The following is a 14,158-nucleotide window of genomic DNA, read 5'->3' as shown; positions in this document are numbered from 1 at the left end:
CATTTATAGGCTGTCCAATCATGCCGGATTTTCTGCATGGTTTAGCGCGTATTGGGACAAACAACTGTCCTATGATCAGGCCACTACATACACCTGACAATTGTAGCTTCGCATTCTAAGCAATGCAAAAATACCATTGTAACGTCCTACTCAAGAATATCCTATACATTATATCACAAACCCAATCAGGAATACCAGTGTATTCCTTACTTTCATTACTTACATGACACTCACACTACACTCAGAGGTGAATTTGCTTGGTTAAACTAAGATTATTCGGGAGCTTTCTTGCCGTCCTCTTCGGTTCAGCGATGATCGCAAGCGGCTTTAATCTGTTCCTGATCCCCCACAGACTGCTCAGCGGAGGCGTATCCGGCCTCGCCATGCTGGCCGGTTATTTCACTCCTTTTAACATCAGCTTACTCTATTTACTCTTCAATATCCCGCTGCTTGCTACAGGATGGTTCCAGCTGGGCCGCCGGTTTATTATTCTCAGCATGGTCTCTGTAGGTGCTACCACCTGGCTGATGACGGTGGTACCGGTCTTTCAAGTATCCTCGGATATGCTGCTTGCCTCTGTTTTCGGCGGGGTGCTTGTGGGTGCCGGTGCGGGCATCTCCTTCCGTGTAGGAGGCTCCTCAGGCGGCTTCGATATTCTGGGCTCCATTATAACACGGTACCGGGATTTCCCGGTAGGCAGTGTGCTGGTCGGTCTCAATGGTCTCGTCATTCTTGCTGCGGCTTATTTTGACGACAACTGGAATCTGGCGCTGGCTTCGATGGTCTCCATTTACGTCACCGGCAAGGTGGTCGACCTGATTCATATCAGCCACATCAAAGTTACCGTGTACATTATCACCAACCGGACTGACGAGCTGCTGCAGCAATTGCTGGGCCTTCAGCGCGGCGTTACAAAATTTAAGACAGAAGGTGCTTATTCTCATGTAGAACGGGACATGCTAATGACAGTGACCACACGGTATGAGCTTGCAGAACTGAAACGTATTATTAAAACAAGCGACCCGCAGGCTTTTGTAAATATCGTTGAGACTGTCGGTGTGATGGGCTCTTTCCGCAAACGGTAATTCATAAGAAAATGCTTATCCGTTCAAATTATGTTATATTATAGCTACGCAGGACCTTAACAATTTCATGAAGATTGTGATTTACCCTCTTTTTTCCAGGCACTTCGTTTTTCCGGGTGGACCCTGAATTCTGATTCAGTTCGATTCGAAAAAGGAAAGGGTGATTTTTGTGGAAATGGAAACGGTAAAACTGTCAGCAATCGTCATGAGGTGGTATCCGGATATGATACCGTTCCTGAAGCAGGACGAACTCAATTCTGTAATCGTACTGCGTGACGGTCTGAGTATTCTGGAACCGGCAGATGCCATGGATATCATCCATTACAGCATTTGCGAGCATCAGAATTCTGCGTATCTTCATTAAGCAAGCTGCCCTAAAGAGCAAGTTGTAATAGTTGCCGCCCTGGTCATTGGCCTTCGTGCCAGTCCGGGGCGGCATTTACTTTTATAATCAGCGGTTCAAAATCTGTACATCCCGTTTATAAACAACAAGAGCGGAAATATGACCTCAAAAAATTACGGGTATTGTTACAAGTCTGTTCTTTTTGGGTGCATCCGTTACCTTATACTTTATAAGGAATGTACATAAAGGGAGCGAATAAGAAATGAATATCACCTGGGCTTTACTGATGATGGCCCTGGGAGGCGTAGGTGTTCCGAATCAAGGACATGAAGCCGATGTGGCAGCAGCCCTGCAGAGCGCCATGAATCCCCCCATCGTCGCAGAACACACCACCAATCCGGACGCAGCAGCATCACCGAACGGAGGCGGCACTGCCTCTCCTGCACCTTCACCAAGCGCATCGCCGGAGACAGCACTTCTTGCCGATCCGCAGCCGGATGCTCCCAAGGTTAAAGGGATATACGTGACTGCCTACAGTGCCGGGGGTGCACGGATGGAGACCCTGCTTGCCCTGCTGGACAAGACTGAGCTCAACTCCATGGTTATCGATATTAAAGATGATGCCGGATACATCACCTACAAAACGGACAATGCTGAACTTCAGCAAATGGGACATCCACAACCGTTCATAGGTGATATCAACAAGCTGATGACCCGCCTGAAGGAGCATGATGTCTACCCGATTGCGCGTATCGTAGTATTCAAGGATTCTGTGCTCGCCAAAAAGAACAAGGAATTATCCTTCGTGAACAAAGACGGCTCTGTCTGGGCCAACAAAGGCGGAGACAGCTTCGTCAATCCTTATAATGAAACTGTGTGGAAGTATAACGTAGATATTGCCAAGGAGGCCGTTAAGCTCGGGTTCAAGGAAATCCAGTTTGACTATGTACGCTTCCCTGAAGGCTTCGAGAAGCGTGCGGACACTCTGAAATACACGAAGAGTGACAGACCGCGCGTGGAAATCATCGCCGACTTTGTCAAGTATGCCAAAGCTGAGCTCGCTCCGCTGGGAGTTCGGATCTCTGTAGATATCTTCGGATATGCCGCCTCGGTACCTGCCGCAGAAGGCATCGGACAGGACTTCGTGAAGATCTCCAAGAATGTCGATGTTATCAGCCCGATGGTCTATCCGAGCCATTACTCCACCGGCTGGTTCGATGTGAAGGACCCGGACAAAGACCCTTATGCTACCATTAAGGGCTCAATGGTCGATACACACAAGAAGCTCAATCCGCTAGGCAGCTACAAGCCGGTCATCCGCCCATGGATTCAGGATTTCACCGCCAGCTGGCTGGGCAGCGGGCATTATGTCAAATACGGCAAGAAGCAGGTCGAAGATCAGATCCGTGCCTTGAAGGATCAGAATATTGACGAATTCCTGCTATGGAATGCCAACAACCGCTACACCGCCGATGTGAAGTATGACCAATAAGCTTTCTGCAATTATCCGGACGTATCCATAGCCGCATGATATCCAGAGCCCGGCAGCTGCCGGGCTTTTTACTGGGAATATTTACACTGGGAAAATAAGTATTCAAAATAAAGATAACGGGGCATTGATCATTATGAAACAGACAACTTCCATTAAACAAAAGGCCGGGCAATTCCTGCATATATTGCTTCCGATTCTGATTACTCAGATTGCATTGTCGGCCATTACCTTCTTCGACACCAATATGTCCGGCAAATTCGGCACGAATGATCTGGCCGGCGTAGCCATCGGCACAAGCCTGTGGATTCCGATCCAGACAGGCCTTAGCGGTATTCTTATGGGGATTACACCCATTGTGTCTCATCTCCTCGGCAGCAAGCGGGGTAAGGATGTGGCTAACCAGGTGATGCAGGGCATTTGGCTCTCCCTGATCGTATCCGTGCTCGTGCTGATTCTTGGCAGCCTCGCTCTCACACCGATCCTGAATTTCATGAATCTAGAGCCTGCGGTACGAGATATTGCCTTCCGCTTCCTCGGTGCTATTTCCTTCGGCATTATCCCGCTGTTCGGCTATACCGTTGTCCGCAGCTGTATTGATGCCCTGGGTCAGACCCGTGTCTCCATGTTCATCACCCTGATTGCCCTGCCGGTCAATGTGGGGCTTAACTATCTGCTGATCTTCGGTAACTTCGGCTTCCCCCGCCTTGGCGGAGTAGGCGCAGGCGTAGCCTCTGCGATCACGTATTGGGTCATTTTTCTGATTGCCCTAATCTTCGTCTACCGGGCTGAGCCTTTCCGCAATCTGCAGATTTTCCGTAAATTTCACGCGGTGTCCCTGGTAAGTCTCAAGGAGCTGCTGAAGATTGGTGTGCCTATCGGCTTTTCGATCTTTTTCGAGACGGCGGTGTTCTCGGCTGTAACCCTGCTGATGAGCCGCTTCGATACCATTACAATCGCTGCCCATCAGGCCGCCATTAACTTCGCTTCCACCCTTTATATGATTCCGCTGAGCATCTGCATGAGTCTGACGATTCTCGTCGGCTTCGAGAGCGGCTCCGGCCGGCTGAGGGATGCGCGCCAGTATGGCATTATGGGCATTGGTACGGCGGCTGTCCTCTCCCTGCTCACAGCGCTGGTGCTGCTCTTCGCCGGGAATCATGTCGCCGGACTGTATTCGGATGACCAAGAAGTGATCTCGCTGATCCAGCATTTCCTGATCTACGCGATCTTCTTCCAGATCTCCGATGCCATCGCAACCCCGACTCAAGGTGTGCTGCGGGGATATAAGGATGTTAATCCTGCGTTCGTCATCTGCTTCATAGCCTATTGGGTGATCGGCCTGCCCGTCGGCTACCTGCTCGCCACTTATACTGAGCTTGGGGCTTACGGCTACTGGATCGGACTCATTACCGGCCTTGGAATCGGCGCAATTCTGCTCCTGGGCCGGCTCGTCAGGGTGCAGCGCAGATTCGCCCCGGAGAAGGCATGAAATAGCACGGAGCTCCACAAAAAAGTTCTTGTCTTATAACAAAAACAGCCACAGACATCCGGGAGATTTCACCCTTCGTCTGTGGCTGTTCTTCATTAACGGCTCTTTACAAGCAAATCTACTGCTTCCTTAATCACTTGATCAGGGGAGTTCCCCTTCGCAAGCTCTTCCTGAATACAGTGCTCCAGATTGTCTCCGATCACTGCACCAATAGAGCGGTCTACGGCTGTTCGGATCGCTGTCAGCTGAGTCACAATCTCGCGGCAATCTTTGCCTTCCTCCAGCATCCCGAGTACTCCCCTCACCTGACCTTCGATACGCTTCAACCGGTTGCTAATAGCTTTATCATACTCCACTGTCCCTTGGCCCCCTCTAGATGAATAAGTTCACGCCGGAATCCTCGGCAGCTCCAAGATAGCTGGCAACACCGCCGAAGTCTACACCTTCAATTAATTCCTCCTGCTTGATGCCCATGATGTCCATGCTCATCGTGCAGGCCATCAGCTTAACCCCGGCATTCAGTGCGCCTTGCATCAGATTCTCCAGGGATTCCACATTCTTGCGGCCCATAGTATAGCGGATCAGCTTCGACCCAAGCCCGCCCATGTTCATGCGGGATAAGGGAAGCTTCCGCGTTCCCTTCGGCATCATCATGCCAAACATCCGGTCTAGAGCATTCTTCTTCACCTGCGGAGACTGCCCCCGGCGCAGAACATTAAGCCCCCAGAAGGTAAAGAACATGGTTACCTGCTTGCCCATTGCTGCGGCGCCTGTTGCAATAATGAAGGAAGCGATAGTTTTATCCAGATCACCGCTGAAAACAATCATCGTTGTACCTTCAGAGACCGCTGACTGTTCCGCCGGAACTACGGTTCTGTCTGCCGGGTCTACTCCCTTCCGTACCAGCGCCTGAACCTTGCCCCCGGATACATCCACAGCTTCCAGTGTGTTCCCTGTCTTGCTGCACCACTGCCTGATATCAGCGGCAAAACCGAAATCCGTTGCAGTGATCTCAACCCGCTGGCCTTCCTCCATTAAGCTTATAGTCTCATATACTTTGAGTATAGGGCCGGGGCACTGTAATCCGCAAGCATCCAGCAGGAGCTGCGGCTTAGGGCTGAGCTGTTCGTGGCTATGGACTATACTGGCGGGAGACGGGGCATTCACTTTTAAAGCCGGCGTCTCTCTTTTGCCGGAATCATCAGTGTTATCCCCCCTTGCCATCGCTGCGTATGTTTTGTACCCTCCGTCAACATTTCGTACTGCATATCCGTATTGGATTAACATGCGGGCAGCAATGTAGCCGCGCAGCCCTACCTGGCAGGACACGGCGATCTCCCGCTCTCCAGGAATCTCTGTGAGCCGGTCTCTCAGCCCAGCCAGCGGAATGTTGATGGAACCCGGAATGAACCCGGCTAAACGCTCTGCTTCGTCTCTGACATCAATGATGAGGCCGCCACTACGTGTGAATTCGTCCACTTCATGCCATTGCAGATTACGGACGAGTCCCTCCATCAGATTGGAGGCAACATAGCCCGCCATATTGACCGGATCTTTGGCCGAGGAATACGGCGGCGCATACGCCAGCTCCAGATCGGCCAGCTCATCTGCCTTAAGCCTGCTGCGGATCGCGGTGGCAATGACATCTATTCTTTTGTCCACTCCGGCACTTCCGGCCGCTTGTGCTCCATAAATCTCTCCTGTCTGCGGGTTGAACAGCAGCTTAAGCGCTATTGGTGCAGCACCGGGGTAGTAACCGGCATGAGAATTCGGATGGATATGCACAGCTTCATAAGGTACCCCAAGCGACTTCAGCGTCTTCTCGTTGTTCCCGGTCAGCGCAGCAGTCATATCGAAAATTTTGATAATCGCAGTACCTAATGCCCCAGTGTAAGAGGCTTCCCGGCCGTTGATATGATCGGCGGCCAGACGCCCCTGCCGGTTCGCTCCCCAGGCCAGGGAGACCATGGTATCGAACCCTTGAACGCGGTCCTTCACTTCAATGACATCCCCTACGGCATAGATGGCCGGATCACTGGTCTGTAGCGAGGCATTGACCTTAACCGATCCCCGGATGCCCAGCTCCAGCCCGCAGCTCCGTGCCAGGTCATTCTCAGGACTGACCCCAATCGCCAAGATAACCATATCTGTTCTAAGCTCCCCGCCGGAGGAGAGACGGAGCAGGCTGCCTTGCTGTTCAATAGCCTCTACACCCTCATTCATCCGCAGTTCCACCCCGTGCAAACGCATATGCTCTTCCAGCGGACGAACCATCTCGAGATCAAGCGGGTTCAGAATCTGCTGCCCCCGGTCAATCACAGTGACATCAAGCCCCCGCTCCCGCAGGTTCTCCGCCATCTCAAGACCAATAAAACCTGCACCAATTACAGTGGCATGCCGGGGGTGACGGCTGTCCACATAGGCCTTGATACGATCTGTATCAGGAATGTTCCTTAAGGTAAACAGGTTCTCAGCCTCTGAAATACCCGGAATCGGAGGAACTATCGGCTTCGCTCCCGGTGAGAGTACTAAGATATCATATGGAATCTGCAGTCTCTCGCCTGTTGTAACATTGCGGCAGTGTACCTGCTTATGTTCACGGTCAATCTCTGTCGCCTCGGTAAAGATTCTCACATCAATATTGAAGCGTGCCCTAATTCCAGCCGGTGTTTGCAGAAACAGCTTGTCCCGGGAATCAATACTCTCCCCAATATAATAAGGCAGCCCGCAATTGGCAAAAGAAACATGCTCTCCCCGCTCAATCATGATAATGTTGTCTTCTTCGTTCAGTCTTCTTAGGCGTGCCGCAGCGGATGCCCCTCCGGCAACACCGCCGATAATGACTATAGTTCTACTCATGCTTATTCCCTCCTAATTGTATACCCCTATGGGTATTAATATATACGGGTGGGGGTATACTGTCAAGTCAAAAAAGAGCAGCCCCTTCCGGTGATGGAAGGCTTGCTGCTCCGGTGAAATTTGAAGATCCTATAAATTCTGCTGCTCTTACTGGGACAAACGGGAAGCCAGCTCATACAGCTCAATATTGAAATCCTTCTTCGTATTCACTACCTTATCGATATCGGTCAGGGTCAATTCCCCTTTAATAATTCCGCATGCCTTGTCCGATTCGCCTTCGATCAGCTTACGGACCGCGAAATCAGCCAGACGGCTGGCGAGGTTACGGTCTCCTGGTGTTGGAGTACCTCCGCGCTGAATGTGTCCCAGTACCGTAACACGGGCATCCAGGGAAGCATGGCGGTCTTTGAGTGCCTGAGCAACATCCTCACCCTTGCCGACGCCTTCAGCTACAATGACGATACTGTGACGTTTGCCGCGTGCGAAATTATCCTTCATCCGGTCAGCTACCTCATTCAGGTCATAAGGCATTTCCGGCACCAGAATCGTCTCCGCCCCGGAAGCAAGGCCTGCATGCAGAGCGATATCTCCGCAGTGACGCCCCATAACCTCTACGATGGAGGAACGCTCATGGGATGACATGGTGTCGCGCAATTTATTGATCGCATCCACTACCACGCCAACGGCAGTATCGAATCCGATAGTGTAGTCTGTGAACGATATATCATTATCAATGGTACCCGGCAGAGCCATCGTCTTGATTCCAAGCTTGCTGAGCTTGTTGGCGCCATGGTAAGAGCCGTCTCCGCCGATAACAACCAGACCGTCGATGCCGAGCTCATTCAGAATGTCAGCACCTTTCTGCTGGCCTTCCGGCTTCATGAACTCCAGACAGCGTGCAGACTGCAGAACCGTACCTCCGCGCTGGATGATATCTCCGACACTGCGCAGATCCATCGGGAAAATGTCGCGGTTCAGCAGGCCCTGATACCCGCGCTGAATGCCGAATACTTCAATTCCGAAGTAGATCGCGCTGCGGACAACCGCACGCACTGCGGCGTTCATCCCCTGGGAGTCTCCTCCACTGGTTAATACTGCGATTTTTTTTACGTTTGACATTCTGTTAGTTCCTCCTTAAATTTGTGCCAGTTTCTCCCCTTACCCGGAGAAGATCCGGCAGCATCTAATACATGTGTTTGCGTATCCAGCGGCTGTTGACGAAGAAGAAGAGTCTGGTCAGCGGACTATTCTTCATCAGCCTCCGGGATACCGAGCGGACCTCGCGTTGCTCACTAACCTTGGGATCGGATAAATACAGGGCCAGCAGTCCTTCGATGATCATACGGTGCATGGAGTTCTCAGGAAGACTCCGGACATCCTTACGGGCCCACTCCACAATGGAAGCGATCCGGTTCAGCATCATATCCGTATTCTCATAATAATTGCAGAAATTGAGATCACCGCCGGCCCGGTCTTCATCCTGGTCAATCAGATAATCCAGCATGATATGCAGACCGCACACATGCGGAAAATAAGCAGCACGAATGGATGATGATGCCACTGTGCTTAGCTTAGGATCACAGGACGCCAGAAAAAGCATGAATACGCCCAGGGTTGAACCGGTTGCGGCAGCAAATTCATTCCACTGGAGATGAGGCGCGCGTTCCCCCTCCTTCTCCCACCATTCCTTGAGGGCAGCTTCTCTAAGCTCCGGGTGAATGTGCTTATAGACCTGAAGATCAGTGTACAATACAGCCAGATTATAGACCTCTTCAGCAGCAGCACCGTAGCCGGGTAGCCGGGAGGTCATCTCCTGGCATTTGCGGACCAGTCTGTGCAGGTATCCGCCGTCATTCTGTTCCGTGCGCAGCGCGTAATAGTTCACAGGCTCCGCGCCGGGGGTAACAGCATCCAGCATGGACTTATGCAGCAACCGGAAATCGGCCGGATCAAGCGAAGTACTGCGGTCACACAGGTTGTCCAAATAATCACTGATCGTCTGATAAGCAACAATTAGCGGAATCAGTATATGTCTCATCGACAAATTGCCGGCGGCATAGATTCCGCCGCCTTCGCAATGAAACTGCTTCGTTTCAATGCTGGCAAGCGCTTGCTTACGGAGCTCGGGATCGGGAATTCCTTCTGCATCCTTGCGCCAGGAATCGAGACATGATCGCACTTCCGGCAGCACGTACTTATAGACCCTCTTCATGAGTCCAATAGGACCGCGCGGACTACGGTTACGGCCTTGCTCAAATTCATTCAATGACAGTGCCTCCACATTGTTGTCTCCTTATCCAAATCATGATTATTATAATATGCAGAGCGGATTTGTACAAACAACAAAATCACTTTCGCAAACTCTTGAAAGATTCAGAAAATCGATATTATACGAATCCCCCGGCCTCTCCGCTTTATGCTATACTATACTTTTCTATATCCCGAAGGAGTGCACAATCATGAATGCGAGGCGGAGCGGCGGCCAATACAGTGATCAAAACTGGCTGCGATCCTTTATGTTTACGCTGTACGGCACCAGTGTGCTGGTTGTTTCTTATTTCCCGTTATTTTATGCCCACTTAGGCTTCAGCAGTCCGCAAATGGGTCTGCTCTACTCGGTAGGCCCGTTGATCTCGATTCTCTCTAATCTGTTCTGGAGTATGATGAGCGACCGGCTGGGTACCGTCCGTAAGATTATGGCTCTCCTGCTTGGAGGTCAGCTGATCACCGCCATTATTCTGGCCAGAGCCACCGATTTCTCGAGTGTCATGCTTATTTTATCCTTTTTCTATTTCTTCTATTACCCTGTCTTTCCACTGGCAGATACGATGGCAATTAAAATTGCCCAGCGTCACGGGCGGAATTTCATTGCCATCCGTGTATTCGGCTCGCTCGGATACTCCTTCTTCGCCCTTACAATCGGCTATGTACTCAGAACGCTGGGACCTCAGTACAGCGTAGCGATTTGTATTGTGATTGTCGTAACCGCGCTGCTGATTACGATTGGGCTGAAGGATGTGAAGCGAACCGAGGCGGCTCCGCTCTCTGTAGACAAGGAGTCTACGGACAGAACGCTGAAGGGCGCCGGACTCCGCGAGATTCTCCTGCAAAAGGAAGTGCTGTGGTTCTTCGGTTCTGTATTCCTGCTCGCCATCGGCTACCGGATGAACGAGGCCTTCCTGACGATCAGCCTCAAGGGCATGAATGCAGGAGATGAAGTTGTCGGCTGGGCGCTGCTGGCTTCAGCGCTCAGTGAGATCCCCATCTTCTTCCTGCTCAGCAGATATGGCGACAAGTTCAAGGAGCTGCCGCTGCTTGCTTTTGCCAGCCTGATGTTCACGCTGCGCTTTCTGTTCATGTCGCTGGCCCGGGAGCCGGGTACCGTGGTTGCCATTCAGGCCATGCATAGCATTTCGTTCGGCATTTATTATGTAACTGCGGTCCGCTACATCACACGGATCATCCCTGATCACCTGCGGGCAACCGGAATGGCACTCTTCACCGTCGTATGGTCCAGCGGCGCAGGTCTGCTCAGCGGCACCTTCGGCGGACTGATCTACCAGGATGCCGGCCGGATTGTATTCTATCTGGTTGCTACCGGCTTCTCGGTTCTGGCCTTCATCGGCTTCCTGTCCAAGCATCTGATGGACCTCGGGGGCGGCACGGACCGCCCGCTAAGGAACAAGACCCCGCTCTGACTGATTATGGGCGGGGAAGGATATAGCACCACCAGGCACGCCGCAGCATAACAAAATGCTCCGGCATCCCCATTGTGGTCGGTTTTCCGACCATATCCCGCCCACTCGCCTCTTCCGCACCGAATATGGTCGGTTTTTCGACCATATCCTGCTGTTCGCTGAAATCAGCGAAGTCATTCCTATTAACTTGATGCGTAACTTATCCACATCGGACGTAAATCATAATTTCCTAACCAATAAAAAAACACAGCCCCCGAAGGAACTGTGCTGCTCAAGCTGCCTGATGCTACTTATGCCAGTGCGTGCTAGATCAAATATATATATTGCGGCTGACAGAAGCTCTGCCTTGGCCGTATTTTATAATTTAACTACGTTCGCTGCCTGTGGACCACGGTTACCGTCAGTAACATCGAATTCTACCGCTTGGCCTTCGTCCAAAGTCTTGAATCCGTCGCCTTGAATCGCTGAGAAGTGAACGAATACATCTTCGCCGCCTTCAACTTGAAGGAAACCATAACCTTTTTCTGCGTTAAACCATTTTACTGTACCTTTCAAATGAACAACCTCCTAAAAATACCGCCATATATGGCGTATGCTTACATTATACTCTTTCTATACTTGTAAAGCAATCCATCTTTTCCCTGATTTCATGATTTAATTTGCTTTTCCCTTCTCCGGTGCGTTATCATTGACCCAAAAGCCAAAAATCGCCAGGGTGGTAATGATAATGATCAAAAAACATGAAATATACAAAACAGACAAGTGGAACATGATGACGGTGGAGGTTCAGGGACGTTATATTATCCTTCGTGAAATCTCCGACCAATGGGGAGAAGAAACGCATACCTTCATGAGCCGTCCGGCTATGATGCAGTGGGTGAACAACCGCTTCAATAAAGAATCCTACAAGGATAATGAAGAAGAGTACAAGAATATCATCGCAGCCTTCAAACAGGTATAGTCCGGCATGGATAATGAGAGTCTTGTCATTTATGTCATTGTCGTCCTGTGCCTGGGTGCCGTACTGATTATGAGCAAGGACAAAATGCCCCCGCGCTTGAAGCGCGGGATGGCATTGACCGCAGTCATTATGATTGCGCTGGCTTTTGTCTTCATTATTTATAGCCTGCTCACATAACTTCATCTGTAAGCAAGATTTAATAAACATGAATTGGCAGGGCATACTAAGCAGACTTTGAGAATCAGGAGGCTGCCGTCATGTCCGTTACCGCCAAATCACTCCCGCTCCTGCTTGCGCTCAGCCTGCTGCAGGGAAATCTGTCCTCAGCGCTCCCGCAGGCGGAGAGCAGCCCAGCCGCATCCCATCTACCGAGGAGGATTTCTATGGAACAATTACCTAAGAGAAGTGAAGTGCCCGCCGAGAACCGCTGGAAGCTTGAAGATATGTTTGCTTCAGAGGAGCAATGGGATGCCGAATATAAGGAAGTGAAGGCGCTGATTACAAGCGCTGCCTCCTTCCAGGGGAAGCTGGATTCTCCGGATGCCCTGAAGAAGTGCTTCGAGCTGGACGATAAGCTGTCCCTGCTGACTGAACGCCTCTATGTCTATGCGCATATGCGCCAGGACGAGGATACAGCGGCTCCGAAGTACCAGGCTCTCTCCTCCAAGGCCAAGAAGCTTGGCGTTGAAGCGGGTGAAGCTCTTTCTTTTGTCACACCTGAGATTCTGGCCCTGCCTGACGCGACACTGGACCAGTTCATCGCTGACCCTTCGCTCTCCGACTACACCTTCACCTTGACTGAAATGAAGCGTGAGAAGGCCCATGTCCTGTCCAAGGCGGAAGAAGCGCTGCTGGCTCAGGTCAGCACGATCGCCCAGGCCCCGCAAACTGTATTCAGCATGCTGAATAATGCGGATCTGAAGTTCCCTAAGATTAAGAACGAAAAAGGCAAGGAAGTTGAGCTGACCCACGGAAGCTATATTCAATTCCTCGAAAGCCCGGACCGTGAGGTACGCAAGAACGCCTTCAAAGCGGTCTATGAAACTTACGGCAAGCAAAAGAACACGATTGCTGCCACGCTGAGCGCGAATGTGAATAAGAATGTCTTCTACTCCCGTGTGCGCAAATATCCTTCCGTACTGGAAATGTCCTTGTACGGCGACAATATTCCGAAGGAAGTCTACACGAATCTGATCGATACGATTCACGAGAGTCTGCCGCTGATGCACCGTTATATGAAGCTGCGCCAAAAGCTGCTTGGGGTAGATGAGCTACATATGTATGACTTGTTCGCTCCGCTGGTGGACGAATATAAGCTGGATATTACGTTTGACGAGGCCAAGAAGATTACCAAGGAAGGCCTGAAGCCGCTTGGCGAGGACTACCTGAGTGTTCTGCAGGAAGGCTATGACAAAGGCTGGATCGATGTCTACGAGAACGAGAACAAACGCTCCGGCGCATACAGCTGGGGAGCTTACGGCACCCATCCTTTTGTGCTGCTGAACCATAATGACAATCTGAACAGCATGTTCACACTGGCACATGAGATGGGTCACGCCCTGCACTCCTACTATTCGGACACAGCGCTGAAATACCGGGACGCGCAGTACACTATTTTCCTGGCGGAGGTTGCTTCTACTACCAATGAGGCGCTGCTGATGGATTACCTGCTGAACAAATCCACAGATCCGAAGGAAAAAATGTACCTGCTCACCTATTATGCCGACCAGTTCCGCACGACGGTATTCCGGCAGACGATGTTCGCTGAATTCGAAAAAATCATTCACCAGCGTGCTGAAGAAGGCGAGTCGCTCACACCGCAGGATCTCTCGGCTATCTACTATGACCTGAATGTCAAGTATTACGGCAAGGATATGGTGATTGATCAGGATATTGAGATGGAATGGGCACGGATTCCGCATTTCTATAACAGCTTCTACGTCTATAAATATGCTACCGGCTTCTCGGCGGCGACGAGCTTCGCCAAACAGATTCTGGAGGAAGGCAAACCGGCGGTTGACCGTTACCTCGGCTTCCTGAAGAGCGGCGGCAGCGATTATTCCATTAACATCCTGAGCAAAGCCGGGGTTGATATGTCGTCTCCTGAACCGATCCGCGAAGCCATGAGCGTATTCGAGAGCGTGATCGAACAGATGGAGCAGTTGACCAAGTAAGACAGAAGGCTTAGTATTACAGTAATCCCTTGCCCTTTGATGGCAGGGGATTTGTAT

Annotated in this window: 13 protein-coding genes; 8 read left to right on the top strand and 5 right to left on the bottom strand. The window is 51.1% G+C overall.

Features of this window, described 5'->3' with window-relative positions; genetic code table 11:
• Positions 1-257: 257 nt before the first annotated feature.
• The 4 genes from NST69_RS09625 to NST69_RS09610 all read left to right on the top strand — a co-directional run bounded on the left by NST69_RS09625 (position 258) and on the right by NST69_RS09610 (position 4,409).
• Positions 258-1,085, top strand: a complete 828-nt coding sequence (locus NST69_RS09625) for a YitT family protein (RefSeq protein WP_036725214.1) — start codon at positions 258-260, stop codon at positions 1,083-1,085.
• Positions 1,086-1,260: 175 nt separating this feature from the next.
• Positions 1,261-1,449, top strand: coding sequence for a hypothetical protein (locus tag NST69_RS09620; RefSeq protein ID WP_171718441.1), 189 nt, complete (start codon positions 1,261-1,263; stop codon positions 1,447-1,449).
• A gap of 241 nt (positions 1,450-1,690) precedes the next feature.
• Entirely contained in the window at positions 1,691-2,920 is a 1,230-nt protein-coding gene (locus NST69_RS09615) for a putative glycoside hydrolase (protein ID WP_339255364.1), read from the top strand.
• 133 nt (positions 2,921-3,053) lie between these two features.
• On the top strand, positions 3,054-4,409 hold the full coding sequence (locus tag NST69_RS09610; RefSeq protein WP_340954176.1) for an MATE family efflux transporter: 1,356 nt from the start codon (positions 3,054-3,056) through the stop codon (positions 4,407-4,409).
• 95 nt (positions 4,410-4,504) lie between these two features.
• Here the strand turns inward: NST69_RS09610 and NST69_RS09605 are convergent, their stop codons facing one another.
• The 4 genes from NST69_RS09605 to NST69_RS09590 all read right to left on the bottom strand — a co-directional run bounded on the left by NST69_RS09605 (position 4,505) and on the right by NST69_RS09590 (position 9,534).
• Entirely contained in the window at positions 4,505-4,765 is a 261-nt protein-coding gene (locus NST69_RS09605; protein ID WP_036725219.1) for a metal-sensitive transcriptional regulator, read from the bottom strand.
• 16 nt (positions 4,766-4,781) lie between these two features.
• Positions 4,782-7,268 (bottom strand): CoA-disulfide reductase, encoded by a 2,487-nt coding sequence (locus tag NST69_RS09600; RefSeq protein WP_340954179.1) that lies wholly within the window; start codon positions 7,266-7,268, stop codon positions 4,782-4,784.
• A gap of 147 nt (positions 7,269-7,415) precedes the next feature.
• Entirely contained in the window at positions 7,416-8,387 is a 972-nt protein-coding gene (gene pfkA / locus NST69_RS09595) for a 6-phosphofructokinase (RefSeq protein ID WP_036725223.1), read from the bottom strand.
• A gap of 64 nt (positions 8,388-8,451) precedes the next feature.
• Positions 8,452-9,534, bottom strand: coding sequence for a tetraprenyl-beta-curcumene synthase family protein (locus NST69_RS09590; RefSeq protein WP_036725225.1), 1,083 nt, complete (start codon positions 9,532-9,534; stop codon positions 8,452-8,454).
• A gap of 193 nt (positions 9,535-9,727) precedes the next feature.
• Here NST69_RS09590 and NST69_RS09585 point away from each other — a divergent pair, with 193 nt between their 5' ends.
• Positions 9,728-10,966: an MFS transporter gene (locus tag NST69_RS09585; RefSeq protein ID WP_340954183.1), complete on the top strand. Its 1,239-nt coding sequence runs from the start codon at positions 9,728-9,730 to the stop codon at positions 10,964-10,966.
• A gap of 357 nt (positions 10,967-11,323) precedes the next feature.
• On the opposite strand, the gene NST69_RS09580 is transcribed toward NST69_RS09585, so the two are convergent.
• Positions 11,324-11,521 carry a cold shock domain-containing protein gene (locus tag NST69_RS09580; RefSeq protein ID WP_036725228.1) on the bottom strand — a complete coding sequence of 66 codons (198 nt, stop codon included), beginning with the start codon at positions 11,519-11,521 and terminating at the stop codon, positions 11,324-11,326.
• A 172-nt stretch (positions 11,522-11,693) separates the two neighbouring features.
• Between NST69_RS09580 and NST69_RS09575 the strand changes: the two genes are divergently transcribed.
• From NST69_RS09575 to pepF, 3 genes are all read left to right on the top strand, one after another.
• Positions 11,694-11,927, top strand: a complete 234-nt coding sequence (locus NST69_RS09575; protein ID WP_036702226.1) for a hypothetical protein — start codon at positions 11,694-11,696, stop codon at positions 11,925-11,927.
• A 6-nt stretch (positions 11,928-11,933) separates the two neighbouring features.
• On the top strand, positions 11,934-12,104 hold the full coding sequence (locus NST69_RS09570) for a hypothetical protein (RefSeq protein ID WP_209874284.1): 171 nt from the start codon (positions 11,934-11,936) through the stop codon (positions 12,102-12,104).
• A gap of 206 nt (positions 12,105-12,310) precedes the next feature.
• Positions 12,311-14,101, top strand: a complete 1,791-nt coding sequence (gene pepF / locus NST69_RS09565) for an oligoendopeptidase F (protein ID WP_342549099.1) — start codon at positions 12,311-12,313, stop codon at positions 14,099-14,101.
• The last annotated feature ends 57 nt before the right edge of the window (positions 14,102-14,158 follow it).

Source organism: Paenibacillus sp. FSL P2-0089 (assembly GCF_038595095.1).
GTDB classification, from domain to species: domain Bacteria; phylum Bacillota; class Bacilli; order Paenibacillales; family Paenibacillaceae; genus Paenibacillus_AQ; species Paenibacillus_AQ silagei.
The sequence above is the reverse complement of the archived record's forward strand: the minus strand, read 5'-3'. Positions and strand labels throughout refer to the sequence as shown.

Coding starts and splice junctions, on each gene's coding strand:
- NST69_RS09620 (WP_171718441.1), top strand. CDS start 1,261: ATGGAAACGGTAAAACTGTCAGCAATCGTCATGAGGTGGTATCCGGAT.
- NST69_RS09615 (WP_339255364.1), top strand. CDS start 1,691: ATGAATATCACCTGGGCTTTACTGATGATGGCCCTGGGAGGCGTAGGT.
- NST69_RS09610 (WP_340954176.1), top strand. CDS start 3,054: ATGAAACAGACAACTTCCATTAAACAAAAGGCCGGGCAATTCCTGCAT.
- NST69_RS09600 (WP_340954179.1), bottom strand. CDS start 7,268: ATGAGTAGAACTATAGTCATTATCGGCGGTGTTGCCGGAGGGGCATCC.
- pfkA (WP_036725223.1), bottom strand. CDS start 8,387: ATGTCAAACGTAAAAAAAATCGCAGTATTAACCAGTGGAGGAGACTCC.
- NST69_RS09585 (WP_340954183.1), top strand. CDS start 9,728: ATGAATGCGAGGCGGAGCGGCGGCCAATACAGTGATCAAAACTGGCTG.
- NST69_RS09575 (WP_036702226.1), top strand. CDS start 11,694: ATGATCAAAAAACATGAAATATACAAAACAGACAAGTGGAACATGATG.
- NST69_RS09570 (WP_209874284.1), top strand. CDS start 11,934: ATGGATAATGAGAGTCTTGTCATTTATGTCATTGTCGTCCTGTGCCTG.
- pepF (WP_342549099.1), top strand. CDS start 12,311: ATGGAACAATTACCTAAGAGAAGTGAAGTGCCCGCCGAGAACCGCTGG.